Below are 12,936 nucleotides of genomic sequence, written 5' to 3'. Positions count from 1 at the left end.
AGATTCCCTTACTTGACGCGACGGTCGCGAATAATCATCTTAGTCGTACGCTTATTGGTACGTGTCTTGTACCCTTTAGCTTTTTGACCCCATGGACTTACAGGTTGAATACCTTTACTACGTCCTTCACCACCACCGTGCGGGTGATCTACCGGGTTCATCGCCATACCACGAACGGTAGGACGAATACCACGCCAGCGCGCAGCACCAGCTTTACCCAATGAACGAAGGTTGCTTTCTTGGTTAGAAACTTCACCAATTACAGCACGACATTCAACGTGTACTTTACGCATTTCACCAGAACGTAAACGAACGATAGCGTAAGAACCATCACGACCCAACAACTGAACCGAAGTACCAGCAGAACGTGCTAATTGAGCACCTTTACCGATTTTAAGTTCAAGGTTGTGAAGTGTAGAACCGATTGGCATGTTGCGAAGTGGTAAGCAGTTACCTGGACGAATTGGAGCATCGTTACCAGATTGTACTTTATCACCAGCACGTAAGCCTTTAGGTGCAATGATGTAACGACGTTCACCATCAGCATATTTCAATAAAGCAATATGAGCTGTACGGTTAGGATCGTATTCGATGCGCTCTACAGTCGCTGGAATACCATCTTTGTTACGTTTAAAGTCAACAATACGGTAGTTTTGCTTATGACCACCACCCACGTGACGTGTAGTGATGTGACCATTGTTATTACGACCACCAGTACGTTTTTTAGCTTCTACCAACGGTGCATAAGGCGCGCCTTTGTGAAGATGGTCATGAACCACTTTCTCTACAAAGCGACGTCCTGGAGACGTTGGCTTACATTTTTGAATTGGCATAATTCTCGTCCTTATTCCGCTGCGTTTTCAGCGGTATCGCCCAAGTCAGCCATTTCTACATCTTGGCCAGCTTTCAGGGTGACGTATGCTTTTTTCACATCAGAACGACGTCCTAATGTTTTACCAAAGCGTTTTGTTTTACCTTTAGTGATCGTTGTATTGATTTTTACAACTTCAACACCAAAGAGCTGCTCAACTGCTTTTTTGATTTCAAGTTTGTTTGCATTTAATGCAACTTTGAACACTTGAACACCAGCAGTATCACCTAAAACTTGTGCTTTTTCTGAGAATACTGGTCCTAATAGGACTTGATAGATACGTTCGTTGTTCATCCGAGTTCTACCTCAATTTTCTTAGCAGCAGCTACAGACATTACAACTTTATCAAATGCAATCAAGCTAACAGGATCAATAGCAGTAGCATCAACCACATCAACGTGTGGAAGGTTGCGAGCTGCAAGATACAAGTTCTCATCTACAGCATCTGTAATGATCAATGCACGAGTTGCATTCAAGTCTGTAAGTTTTGCAAGCAAGTCTTTAGTTTTTGGAGCTGCAACAGCAAACTCTTCAACTAATACAAGACGATCTTGGCGAACAAGTTCAGCTAAGATACATTGCATTGCACCGCGATACATCTTACGGTTTACTTTTTGAGACCAATCTTGTGGGCGAGCAGCAAAAGTTTTACCACCACCAACCCAGATCGGGCTACGAATAGAACCCGCACGAGCGCGACCAGTACCTTTTTGACGGAATGGTTTTTTACCACCGCCAGAAACGTCTGCACGTGATTTCTGAGCTTTCGAACCTTGACGACCACCAGCTAAGTAAGCTGTAACAACTTGGTGTACAAGCGCTTCGTTAAACTCACGTCCGAAAGCAACTTCAGACAATTCAACAGCAGAGCCGGAAACAGTTTTTAAATTCACAGTATTTCCCCTCAGGCCTTGATGGTAGGACGTACAATAACGTCACCATTCGTTGCACCAGGAACAGCACCTTTAACAACTAAAACAGAACGTTCAGCGTCAATAGATACAATTTCAAGACCTTGAACTGTTACGCGTTCATCACCTAAGTGACCAGCCATTTTCTTGCCTTTGAACACGCGACCAGGAGTCTGGTTTTGACCTGTAGAACCTAATACACGGTGAGATACAGAGTTACCATGAGTAGCATCTTGCGTACGGAAATTCCAACGCTTAACACCACCTTGGAAGCCTTTACCTTTTGATTGACCAGTTACGTCAACAATTTGACCAACTGTGAACAAATCAACACCGATAGAAGCACCAACTTCACGGCCTTCAAGCTCAGCTTCAGTAACACGGAACTCTTTAACTAAACGACCAGCAGCAACACCCGCTTTCGCGAAGTGACCTTTCTGAGCGTTAGTTACGCGCGATTCGCGACGTTCACCAGTAGTTACTTGGATTGCTTGATAACCATCAGTTTCAAGTGTTTTGATTTGCGTAATGCGGTTTGGATCGACTTCGATAACTGTAACAGGTACAGATACACCAGCATCTGTAAAGACGCGAGTCATACCACATTTGCGACCGACTAAACCAATAGCCATGTGCATAAACCTCTAAAAAAGCGGCCTAATTAACTTAACGTTAATTAACCGAAAGCCTTAACCCAAAGCGATCTGAACATCAACACCAGCAGCAAGATCTAACTTCATCAATGCATCAACAGTTTTATCTGTTGGTTGAACGATGTCGATCAAACGTTTATAAGTGCGGATTTCGTACTGATCACGAGCGTCTTTGTTGACGTGTGGTGAAGTAAGAACGTTGAAGCGTTCGATGCGAGTAGGCATCGGGATTGGACCACACACTTGTGCGCCAGTACGCTTAGCGGTTTCTACGATCTCTTGAGCAGATTGATCAATCAGGCGATGATCAAAAGACTTCAAACGGATACGAATTCTCTGGTTAGACATACCAGTAAACTCCAAGCCAAAATATAAAGAATCACCCATGACGCACCTCACCTTATTGGTAAGTGTCAAGGGCAGTGAAAATCACTAAGGTCATGATCGATGCCACGACTGTAATGCGTTGACTACTTTCTTCGTAGTGAACGCCCTCCATTTGAGGGTCGCCCATTATAACGATTGTTTAAGTCTTATGCAATTCTTCTTTTATTTTTTTAGTTTTTATACTTGATTAAGCATTCACCACATACTCTATTGCTCGATTTAGTAATTGATTGCCTTGCTCAAACTTACTTTTAATCGTTTTTTTTAATTCTGCGATTGGCTGAACATATTGACCATTAAACACCGCACTATCTTCTTCATTTTCAATCAACAATTGCAAAGCATGTGGTGTCATTTCAGGATGAAATTGAAACCCCAGTACATTGCGGCCAATTTGATACATTTGATTTTGACAAACATTATTCTGCGCTAAACGGACTCCTCCACGGGGTATTTCGAAGGTTTCACTATGCCACTGCATAATGTTAATTTTTTCTGGTATTTGAAAGTAATTTTCGGGTACGTGTGAAACACGACCCACGTCCATCCACCCTAATTCTTGATGTTGATTTCGACTCACAGATGCACCGAGTGCATTGGCAATCAGTTGCCCCCCTAAACATAAACCAATCGCAGGTTTTCCCGCAGAAAGATAACGTCTTAACCATCTTTTTTCCAATTTTAACCAAGGATAATTTGCTTCATCATTCACGCTCATGGTTCCCCCCATAATGATCAGTAAATCAACTTCATCAATATTAGGTAGAGCCTCCAATTCAAGAGGTAAATCAACGGGTAAAGCAAAGAACTCTGTGGCGGTAATTTTTGCTTGATGTGCCTTTAAATAGTCATAGCAACTGCCAAAACCTTCACCAGCGATGTGCTGAAAATAATGCACTCTTAAATGCGACTTCATGCGCGTAAACCTATTGTAGTTAGAATGATAATTAGTCTTAGCAAAAATAAAGCCAGTTTTGACTAAAAGCTTTGATTCGTAACGATTCTGTACAAAATATGCAAATCACTAGCAGGATTCGATATTTTCTCTTAACCTAAATCATTCTATTGATTTAATTTTGCCCCATGACTAAACAAAATAGCTTACAAACCACACTCATTCATGCACCACGCCAAGCTCCCCAATACATAGAAACGATTCAACCTCCCCTATTTCGTGCATCAACGATTATTTTTAAAACAACAGCGCACCTTTTTGATCGCCACTGGACTGACCCTTATGATTATAGTTATGGCACACACGGTACACCGACGACGTTTACATTAGGAGATAATATTGCTCGAATTGAAGGTGGAAATTATTGTTTACTTGCACCCAGTGGCTTATCTGCGATCAATTTAGTGAATAGTACTTTTTTAAGTTCAGGGGATGAAGTTTGGGTTGCAGACAATATTTATGGCCCGAATCTGGAACACTTAAAGAATCTGCAAGACCGCTACGGCATTCACGTCAAAATCTACAACCCAATTGATGCGAATAGCTTTCAACCAACTGAAAAAGCTAAATTAATTTGGCTAGAGGCGGCAGGTTCTGTCACTTTAGAATTTCCCGACCTCAAAAATCTGGTTAAAAAAGCACAGCAAGCGAAGGTTTTCACTGCCTTGGATAATACATGGGGCGCTGGGCTGGCTTTTAATGCATTTGATTTTTCGGATGAGCATCTGTCTGTCGACATCACTATACATGCGCTAACTAAATATCCAAGTGGCGGTGGCGATATTTTAATGGGTTCAGTAGTTACACGAGATCCGCGATTACATCATAAACTGTACCGTATGCATGCAACCCAAGGGATCTGTGTTTCAGGCGATGATACCGCACAAATTCAACGCAGCTTGGCTCATATGCCACTTCGTTATGAACAACAATCTAACAGTGCAATAGTAGTGCTTGATTGGCTAAAGCAACAATCTCAATTTTGCCAAATTTTACATCCAAGTGATGCCAACTCAGCAGGTCATTTATTTTGGCAACAAGTCTGTGAAACAGGCAAAAGTGCTGGCTTAGTCAGTGTCATTTTCAAACCTGAATACGATATTCTTGCGATTCGAAAATTCTGCGATAGCTTAAACTTATTTAAGTTAGGATTCAGTTGGGGCGGCCCTGTCAGCCTTGTTATGCTTTATGATTTAAAACAGATGCGAGAACTAGAAAATACACATTTACAACAAGGTTTATTGGTTCGCTTCTGCATAGGACTAGAAGATCCAAACGATTTAATCCAAGATATTCAAAATGCACTAAAACAACTCGAATGAAATAAAGCATAGGTGAAGAATGAATACACCCATTGTTATTGCAAAAAAAACCACAGATACAACACAAGATATTGTTTTACATTCTCAATTTGCAAACCGCCACGGTTTAATTGCAGGTGCGACAGGCACAGGTAAAACAGTGACGCTCAAGGTACTAGCCGAAAGTTTCTCACGGCTGGGCGTACCTGTCTTTTTGGCGGATGCTAAAGGTGATGTCTCTAGTTTGGCTAAAGCAGGAAGTAGCAACGCCAAATTTGATGAGCGTTTAAAAAACTTACAACTTACCCCCATTCCATTTGCTGCTTCCCCTGTTATTTTTTGGGATTTATTTGGGCAACAAGGTCATCCTATTCGTACCACAATTTCAGAAATTGGTCCGTTACTTTTGGCACAAATGCTCAATCTGAATGACACACAAGAAGGCGTTCTTTCGGCCGTTTTCCGTGTTGCAGATGATCAAGGGCTTTTATTAATTGATTTCAAAGACCTTAAAGCAATGTTGACCTATGTCAGCGAAAATGCAGCCGAATTAAAAGCCGAATATGGCAACCTTTCTCCAGCTAGTCTTGGGGCGATTCAACGTAATTTATTGGCTTTAGGTGATCAAGGTGGAGAGCAATTTTTTGGTGAGCCTAGCCTGAATATCCTCGATTTTATTCAGACCGATACGCAAGGTCAGGGTTATATTAATATCTTAGCTGCCGACAAATTGATGAATACTCCAAAGCTTTATGCCACATTCTTACTATGGATGATGTCAGAACTGTTTGAACAGTTGCCTGAAGTGGGTGATATGGATAAACCGAAGTTAGTATTCTTTTTCGATGAAGCGCATCTATTGTTTGATAATGCCAGTCCAGCCTTACAACAAAAGATTGAGCAAGTAGTACGTCTCATTCGCTCTAAAGGTGTGGGGATTTATTTTATTACCCAAAATCCTTTGGATTTACCAGAAAGTGTCTTAGGGCAATTGGGCAACCGAGTACAGCATGCCTTACGTGCATTTACTCCGAAAGATCAAAAGGCAGTCAAAACCGCAGCGGATACCTTTCGAGCCAATCCAGCATTCAAAGTTGATCAAGCGATTACAGAACTTGCTGTAGGTGAAGCATTAATTAGTTGTCTAGATGAACAAGGAACACCGCAAATTGTAGAGCGCGGTTGGGTCATGCCACCTTACTCTTCATTTACGCCAATAACACCAGAAGAACGCCAAGTGATTATTGGGCAAAGTATTGTCGCAGGGGTTTATGATCAGGCAGTGGATCGAGACAGCGCCTATGAAATGTTGCAAAAGAAAGTGCTACAACAGTCTCAACAAAAACAGGCAGATGAATTAGAAAAGCAGCAAAGTAAAGAACAAGATGCTTTAGCCAAACAACAAGCGAAAGAGCAAGAACGCTTTGCGAAAGAGCAACAAAAAGCCGCAGAGAAAGCACAACGAGATCGAGAAAAACTCACCCAAGATATTGTGGGAACTTTTGCAAAAAGTGCGGCTCGTAGCTTAGGCGGCTCTACAGGTCAAAAGATCGTTCGCGGTTTACTTGGTTCATTATTTGGCAAATAAAAATCTTTATTATTTTAAAAATCAGGGGATAATCATTTATCCCCTATTTTTTTTATGGTTTTAGTCAAAACAGATCTTGCAAATAAATTTTATAAGGTATATTTTAAATATATCTTATAAATGATAGCCAAGAGAGATCACCCATGACTCCGCAGCAAATTGACCTTGTAAAAGCAACTGTACCTGTACTCCGTGAAAATGGTGTGGCACTCACTGGTTACTTTTACAACCGTATGTTAGGTAATAACCCCGAACTAAAAGAAACCTTCAATATGGGGCATCAACGTAGTGGTGCACAAGCACAAGCACTTGCGGGTGCTGTACTAGCTTATGCGGAAAATATTGAAGATCCTTCTGTACTTTTACCTGTGGTCGAATTGATTGCGCACAAACATGTTAGTTTGAATATTCAATCACCTGATTACAGTATTGTGGGTGAGAACCTACTGCACTCTATCAGTGAAGTACTAAATATCTCGATGGAAGATCCATTGATTGGTGCATGGGCTGCCGCTTATGGTCAATTAGCTGACTTATTTATTAGCACTGAAAAAGCCATTTATGATCAACATCAACAAACCAAAGGCAGTTGGTTAGGCTGGCGTAATTTCAAAATTGCCAAAAAAGTAGTTGAAAGCGATGAAATTACTTCATTCTATTTAGCTCCTGTGGATGGCGGCGAGTTACCACACTATGAAGCAGGTCAATATATTTCCGTTCGCGTGTTTGTACCTGAACTCAATTTAAGACAACCACGTCAATACACACTATCAACAAGTCCTCAAGCAAATTACTTACGTATCTCAGTCAAACGTGAAGATGAAAAAGGTGAGTTAGCAGGTGGTTGGGTATCTAGTACATTGCATAGCTTAGCTGAGGGTTCAGAAATTGAAGTTTCTGCACCAACAGGTAACTTCTATTTAATTGATAGCAGCAAACGTAATGTGTTTATTAGTGGTGGTGTAGGTTTAACGCCAATGATTGCAATGCTCAATCAATTGGTGACTTTAGATATGCCGCAACCAGTGAGCTTTATTCATGCTTGCCGCAGCAGCCAAGTGCATGCCATGAAAAAGCATATCCATGAACTAAAAGCAAAATATCCACGCTTGAGCACATTCACTGCTTATGAGTTTCCTCATCAAGGTGACGTGTTAGGCGAAGATTTTGATGCAGCGGGTCGCTTAGATTTAGTGTCAATGGATGCTGGATTATTACCAGCCAATGCAGACTATTATCTATGTGGTCCAATGCCATTTATGGCAGAGCAACATAAAGCTTTAGTTGCTCGTGGCATCCCTGCTGAAAATATCCATAGCGAAGCATTCGGTACGGGTGGCGTAAAACTCAGCTAATCGGTGCTGCGTTTTGCATAGGGCTAGTCTATGTTAGACTAGCCTTTTCTGTTTAAAGCAATAGATTGAGTGAAAACCCATGCAACTCAATAAGTTTACTGATTATGCACTCAGAATCTTAATGTATGTCGCTCGTCCGAGTGATGTACCGTATACGATCGCAGATATTGCACGGGACTTGCATGTATCCCAAAACCATTTAGTGAAAATCGTTCACTTCATGGGAAAACAGCATTGGATCGTAACAATTCGCGGCAAAGGTGGTGGACTTCGTTTAAATCCTGAAGCCAAAAGTTTAAAACTAGGTGAAATTGTTCGTATCCTACAAGGCAATCATCAAATCGTAGAATGTAATACGCCACCTTGTGTTTTACGCTCTCATTGCGGACTTAAAAGTATTTTGGATCAAGCTTTAGAATGTTTTTATCAAAGCCTAGATCAATATACACTTGGAGAAGTGGTGCAATATGGCATTCTTCCCTCTTCTACAAATTCAAATATTGACTTTTTACAACTCGTTCAAAAAGCCTAAACATCAAGATTCGCACGAATCTCTCACATCCTTTATAATAGTCGTTGCTATTTCAATTCAAAAAGTAAGCTTCTATGCGTCGTAGTGAAAAATCGAAAGACACCAAAGCCAAACTCGCACCTAAACAAAAAATCAGTTATGAAAAAAAGACTGATCCTGCTGTAACCGCATATGCAGTACAGTCTTTGACTTGGTTACGCCAAGCTGAATTTTTGATGAGTGCACCTAAACTGGATTTGTGCGTAGAAGATACAGGTTATGAAATCGCATTTGCAGGTCGTTCCAATGCAGGAAAATCGAGTGCAATTAATGCTTTAACTAATCAAAAGCAACTCGCACGTGCTTCAAAAAGACCTGGGCGCACGCAAATGATTAACTTTTTTAGCTTAGGTAATCCAGATCAACGTTTGGTCGATTTGCCAGGTTATGGTTATGCAGCCGTCCCTGAAGCCATGAAAATCGTATGGCAGAAAGAACTTGAGAACTACCTAATCCATCGTAAAAGCTTACAAGGCTTAGTACTGTTAATGGACATCCGCCATCCATTACAACACTTTGACTTAATGATGCTGGAATGGGCACATTCACGTCATTTGTTTGTGCATATCCTGCTTACTAAAGCAGATAAATTAAACCGTGGCCCTGCCAATAAAGTACTATTAGAAATTAAGCAACAGTTGAAGAAAATGAAACTTGATTTCTCGATTCAATTATTCTCTTCACTCAATCGAATTGGTTTAGAAGAATTGGCAAGCGTCATGGGTGGCCGTTTAAATTTCACACTTGATCAACCAGCAGAATTTGACCTTGATCAGATCCCAGAAGCTTCAGAAATAGATGTTGAAGAATAAATAATGCATTTTATGCAACTTGATGCATTAAATAATTTCTAATTGTCCCGAATTGCTAAACACAAACACTAGGTAGTTTTCATATACTGCTTAGTGTTGGTTCATTGCACTATCGATTAGGACTAAACGATGAAATTACTATCATTTATGAAGAACAAAGTTCTTGGTTCTTCGATTGACTATAAAATTCTCCCACGCAAAGTGAAGTTTGACTGGGAAAAAACACCAGTGGATTGGATTCCAAACCAGCCTTATGCCAGTTATTTTATTAATGAAATTAACAATATTTTGCCTGCTGGTGAGTTTTGGTTCTGCCGCTTATACAATAAAGTTCTTCCAGAAATTACTGATGAAAAATTAAAACAAGACGTTCAAGCATTTATTCGCCAAGAAGCGATGCATGCGGTTGCACATACGTCTGCGAATAAAGAATATCTTAGCCAACGTAATATTGATATTCAGCGTAATCTCGATATTATGGATTTCTTATTTAACAAAGCTTTAGCTGATAAGCCTTTTGGTAAAGAAGTTCCTAAAATACTTGACCATCAATGGGATTTGTTCCGTCTAGGCGTCATTGCAACAGTTGAACACATGACTTGTGTATTGGGTAAATACGCACTGTACAACAAACGTTGGGAAGAGCTCGGTGCCGATCCAGAAATGATTGATCTGATTAAATGGCATGGTTCTGAAGAAATCGAACATCGTACCGTTGCCTTTGATCTATATCGTCATTTAGGTGGTGGTTATATTGCACGTTATTACATGAGTGTCGCTGTAATCGTGGGTGTACTTGGTTTATGGGTTGATGGCGCGGCACATATCATGGGTCAAGATCCTCGTTTTGCTGACAAAAAACCGAGCTTATTTAGACCATGGGTTTGGATGGAATGGTACAAAATTGGTCGTCAAGATAATCAGGTTTTACCAAATCCAATTTGGTTAGTCGCTCAACAAATCGACTATCTCATGCCTTGGTATGATCCTGTGAAAGAAGGTAATACTCAAGATGCGGTGAATTATTTAAATAGTTCACCGGCAGCAAAACGCGCTTTACAACAAGCTGCATAAGCATTTCAATAAAAAAGCAGGAGTCTTCTCCTGCTTTTTTATTTCTTAAATCGCATCAACTTGATTCAACTTCTGCTTGCTTAGCATAACGATCAACAACAACGCTGATCATCATATCACCCTGTACATTCACTACTGTTCGTACAGTATCTAATACTCGATCAATCGGTAATAAAATCGCAATCGCTTCCGCAGGCAAACCAACTGATTGTAAAACCATAATCATGGTCACCATACCTGCGCTGGGAATACCTGGTGCTCCCAATGAAGCAATCATGGCAGTTAAACATACAATAATTTGCTGTGTTAAACTCAAGTCCAAGCCTATCAAATTCGCAATAAATAAAGCGGCGGCTGCCTCATAAAGTGCAGTACCATCCATATTTAATTGTGTTCCTAAAGGAATCACAAATCCTGCCGTCTGTGGTCGCACACCTAAATTTTCTTGTGCACATTTCATACTGAGTGGCATCGTCGCGGAACTTGAACTGGTCGCAAATGCAGTGACCAAAGCTGTGCGTGCACCTTTAAAGAAAGTGATTGGATTCATTTTGCCAAAAATCCAAAGTAATGCCGGCAAAACAACAGCACCGTGGAAAATCGTTGTTCCTGTGACAACCACTGCGAATTCCACTAAACGACTTAACACAGAAAGATCTTCAGTCGCGATCAATTTAGCAAGCAGTGCAAAAATACCGATTGGCGCTAGCTTCATCACCCAGCCCACAAGCATCATCATCATGACAAAGAATTGTTGGCAGGTATTGCGAACCAAGCTAAAGCTTTCACCACCTTTGACTAATGCGACTCCAAGGAATAACGCAAAGACCACAACTGCAAGTACATTACCCTCACTAAATGCTTTAAAAGGATTAATCAAGGTATTTTGGATAAAACTGGTCAGAAAACTTGAAGGCGTCAGCGTATCTGGCGTCTGGTGGTTTTGCATAGCTTCTTGGAAGATTTGAATATCTACGCCTTTACCTACTTCAAATAGATGTGCACAACTAATCCCTAAAATCAAAGCTAAGGTTGTCGTCGTGAGACAGCTTAATGCTGTAATTTTCCAAACTCGTCCAAATTGTCCACCAGCCTGTAAATTTGAAACACCTACAACGATCGAACTAAAAATAAGTGGGATGAGCAACATTTTTAGTAAACCAATAAAAATACTGCTTAAAATCCCCAGCCCATACAAACTATGTTCAGCAAAACTAGTCTGCGGATACAAAGTCAAGAAGAACCCATATATAACACCCAGTACGGCTGCGATTAGAATTTGTGTATTTAAATTCATTCTGATTAATAAAATATTTTAGCTTGTGGGTACTATGGCACGCTCATATTGAAGAATCGAGCAATTTTTTGTCACAACCTTATGACAAAAAAAGCCATCTAAACGATGGCTTTAATTTGAATTTTTCAAATCTAACTTACTGGGTTTCAATTTCTCTTAAGCGAATTAGCCCCTCTTGCACAGTGCTACATACCAGCTGACCATTCTGCCACATGCGTCCAAAATTCAGACCACGTGAACTGGCACTAATCGTTGCTTCCATATCGTAAAGCATCCAATCATCAGCACGTAACGGGCGATGGAAGTAAATGGTATGATCAATACTTGCACATTGTAAATTTGGCGAAATCCAAGATAACCCGTGTGGACGCAGTGCTGTAGTCATCAAAGTAAAGTCTGAATAAAACGCAACGATGGCTTGATGTAATGAAACGTCATCAACATTTTCTGCAATACGATCATGGGTACGAATGTAGTGCGCATAATATGGTGCTTCAGGCTGCGGCTGAAAAGGATTAACTGGTCGAGTTGGTCTAATTTCCACATGACGTTCGCGCATAAAACTCGTACGTGCATTTTCTGGAACGAAATTGAGCATACTTTCTTTTAATTCTTTCTCAGACTTCAGCTCTTCAGGACTCGGATACTCTGGTTCTTTATGTTGATAATTTAAGCCTTCTTCTGGATTGGCAAAAGATACCATCGCCGAGAAAATTGTACGTCCATGTTGGATCGCACGCACTTGTCGACTTGCAAAACTTTTACCATCTCGCAATGGATCAACTTCATAAATGATCGGTGCATCGACATCACCACCATATAAAAAATAAGCATGCAACGAATGTGCTGGACGGTTTGTGGTATATGACGCCGCTCTTAATGCTTGTCCAAGAACTTGCCCACCGAATACTCGTTTCCCAACCAAATTGCGACTGTTGCCTCGGAAAATATGTTCTTCCAACTTTTCCAAAGTCAAAAGTTCAACCAGTTCTTGAGTTAACGCATTCATGTAATAGCCTTCCAACATCAATGAGGAGAGATCAACTAATCCATTCTGGATTGATCATTTCGATTGTGCCACAAATTCCAATAAATATGCTCAGGATAAAATGATTCATCCGTCACATTAATCTTTATTTATAACCGCTAAAAATACGATTT

At 40.6% G+C, this 12,936-nt stretch carries 14 protein-coding genes; 6 read left to right on the top strand and 8 right to left on the bottom strand.

Features of this window, described 5'->3' with window-relative positions; translation table 11 throughout:
* Window positions 1-8 precede the first annotated feature (8 nt).
* From rplB to AC0JIQ_RS01870, 6 genes are all read right to left on the bottom strand, one after another.
* On the bottom strand, window positions 9-833 hold the full coding sequence (gene rplB / locus AC0JIQ_RS01895; RefSeq protein ID WP_004660349.1) for a 50S ribosomal protein L2: 825 nt from the start codon (window positions 831-833) through the stop codon (window positions 9-11).
* Window positions 834-844: 11 nt separating this feature from the next.
* The gene (gene rplW / locus AC0JIQ_RS01890; RefSeq protein ID WP_004641070.1) at window positions 845-1,165 is read right to left on the bottom strand and encodes a 50S ribosomal protein L23; all 321 of its coding nucleotides are present in this window, start codon (window positions 1,163-1,165) and stop codon (window positions 845-847) included.
* Entirely contained in the window at window positions 1,162-1,764 is a 603-nt protein-coding gene (gene rplD / locus AC0JIQ_RS01885) for a 50S ribosomal protein L4 (protein ID WP_004660347.1), read from the bottom strand. The genes rplW and rplD overlap by 4 nt, the downstream gene beginning before the upstream one ends.
* A gap of 11 nt (window positions 1,765-1,775) precedes the next feature.
* A complete protein-coding gene (gene rplC / locus AC0JIQ_RS01880) occupies window positions 1,776-2,414 on the bottom strand; it encodes a 50S ribosomal protein L3 (RefSeq protein WP_004660344.1) in 639 nt (212 codons plus the stop codon).
* A 57-nt stretch (window positions 2,415-2,471) separates the two neighbouring features.
* Window positions 2,472-2,783 (bottom strand): 30S ribosomal protein S10, encoded by a 312-nt coding sequence (rpsJ, locus tag AC0JIQ_RS01875; RefSeq protein WP_000070912.1) that lies wholly within the window; start codon window positions 2,781-2,783, stop codon window positions 2,472-2,474.
* A 226-nt stretch (window positions 2,784-3,009) separates the two neighbouring features.
* Window positions 3,010-3,738 carry a type 1 glutamine amidotransferase gene (locus tag AC0JIQ_RS01870; RefSeq protein WP_004660342.1) on the bottom strand — a complete coding sequence of 243 codons (729 nt, stop codon included), beginning with the start codon at window positions 3,736-3,738 and terminating at the stop codon, window positions 3,010-3,012.
* A gap of 167 nt (window positions 3,739-3,905) precedes the next feature.
* Between AC0JIQ_RS01870 and AC0JIQ_RS01865 the strand changes: the two genes are divergently transcribed.
* From AC0JIQ_RS01865 to AC0JIQ_RS01840, 6 genes are all read left to right on the top strand, one after another.
* Complete coding sequence (locus tag AC0JIQ_RS01865) at window positions 3,906-5,099, top strand: PLP-dependent transferase (RefSeq protein ID WP_474202477.1); 1,194 nt, start codon at window positions 3,906-3,908, stop codon at window positions 5,097-5,099.
* Between the two features lie 19 nt (window positions 5,100-5,118).
* On the top strand, window positions 5,119-6,666 hold the full coding sequence (locus AC0JIQ_RS01860) for a helicase HerA-like domain-containing protein (protein WP_474202476.1): 1,548 nt from the start codon (window positions 5,119-5,121) through the stop codon (window positions 6,664-6,666).
* Window positions 6,667-6,809: 143 nt separating this feature from the next.
* Window positions 6,810-8,021 carry an NO-inducible flavohemoprotein gene (hmpA, locus tag AC0JIQ_RS01855; RefSeq protein ID WP_474202475.1) on the top strand — a complete coding sequence of 404 codons (1,212 nt, stop codon included), beginning with the start codon at window positions 6,810-6,812 and terminating at the stop codon, window positions 8,019-8,021.
* Window positions 8,022-8,100: 79 nt separating this feature from the next.
* Entirely contained in the window at window positions 8,101-8,553 is a 453-nt protein-coding gene (locus AC0JIQ_RS01850; RefSeq protein WP_004660334.1) for an RrF2 family transcriptional regulator, read from the top strand.
* 74 nt (window positions 8,554-8,627) lie between these two features.
* On the top strand, window positions 8,628-9,404 hold the full coding sequence (yihA, locus tag AC0JIQ_RS01845; protein ID WP_004660333.1) for a ribosome biogenesis GTP-binding protein YihA/YsxC: 777 nt from the start codon (window positions 8,628-8,630) through the stop codon (window positions 9,402-9,404).
* 129 nt (window positions 9,405-9,533) lie between these two features.
* On the top strand, window positions 9,534-10,478 hold the full coding sequence (locus AC0JIQ_RS01840; protein ID WP_474202474.1) for a metal-dependent hydrolase: 945 nt from the start codon (window positions 9,534-9,536) through the stop codon (window positions 10,476-10,478).
* A 55-nt stretch (window positions 10,479-10,533) separates the two neighbouring features.
* Here the strand turns inward: AC0JIQ_RS01840 and AC0JIQ_RS01835 are convergent, their stop codons facing one another.
* Both AC0JIQ_RS01835 and AC0JIQ_RS01830 read right to left on the bottom strand, forming a co-directional pair.
* On the bottom strand, window positions 10,534-11,775 hold the full coding sequence (locus AC0JIQ_RS01835) for a dicarboxylate/amino acid:cation symporter (RefSeq protein ID WP_474202473.1): 1,242 nt from the start codon (window positions 11,773-11,775) through the stop codon (window positions 10,534-10,536).
* Between the two features lie 136 nt (window positions 11,776-11,911).
* Window positions 11,912-12,784: an acyl-CoA thioesterase gene (locus AC0JIQ_RS01830; RefSeq protein WP_004660328.1), complete on the bottom strand. Its 873-nt coding sequence runs from the start codon at window positions 12,782-12,784 to the stop codon at window positions 11,912-11,914.
* Window positions 12,785-12,936 lie beyond the last annotated feature (152 nt).

This window comes from Acinetobacter sp. FB (assembly GCF_056033405.1).
Note: the sequence above shows the minus strand (reverse complement) of the source record. Positions and strands in the feature narration are given on the sequence as shown.

Coding starts and splice junctions, on each gene's coding strand:
- AC0JIQ_RS01860 (WP_474202476.1), top strand. CDS start 5,119: ATGAATACACCCATTGTTATTGCAAAAAAAACCACAGATACAACACAA.
- AC0JIQ_RS01850 (WP_004660334.1), top strand. CDS start 8,101: ATGCAACTCAATAAGTTTACTGATTATGCACTCAGAATCTTAATGTAT.
- rplB (WP_004660349.1), bottom strand. CDS start 833: ATGCCAATTCAAAAATGTAAGCCAACGTCTCCAGGACGTCGCTTTGTA.
- AC0JIQ_RS01870 (WP_004660342.1), bottom strand. CDS start 3,738: ATGAAGTCGCATTTAAGAGTGCATTATTTTCAGCACATCGCTGGTGAA.
- rplW (WP_004641070.1), bottom strand. CDS start 1,165: ATGAACAACGAACGTATCTATCAAGTCCTATTAGGACCAGTATTCTCA.
- AC0JIQ_RS01865 (WP_474202477.1), top strand. CDS start 3,906: ATGACTAAACAAAATAGCTTACAAACCACACTCATTCATGCACCACGC.
- AC0JIQ_RS01840 (WP_474202474.1), top strand. CDS start 9,534: ATGAAATTACTATCATTTATGAAGAACAAAGTTCTTGGTTCTTCGATT.
- rplC (WP_004660344.1), bottom strand. CDS start 2,414: ATGGCTATTGGTTTAGTCGGTCGCAAATGTGGTATGACTCGCGTCTTT.
- rpsJ (WP_000070912.1), bottom strand. CDS start 2,783: ATGTCTAACCAGAGAATTCGTATCCGTTTGAAGTCTTTTGATCATCGC.
- yihA (WP_004660333.1), top strand. CDS start 8,628: ATGCGTCGTAGTGAAAAATCGAAAGACACCAAAGCCAAACTCGCACCT.
- AC0JIQ_RS01835 (WP_474202473.1), bottom strand. CDS start 11,775: ATGAATTTAAATACACAAATTCTAATCGCAGCCGTACTGGGTGTTATA.
- hmpA (WP_474202475.1), top strand. CDS start 6,810: ATGACTCCGCAGCAAATTGACCTTGTAAAAGCAACTGTACCTGTACTC.
- AC0JIQ_RS01830 (WP_004660328.1), bottom strand. CDS start 12,784: ATGAATGCGTTAACTCAAGAACTGGTTGAACTTTTGACTTTGGAAAAG.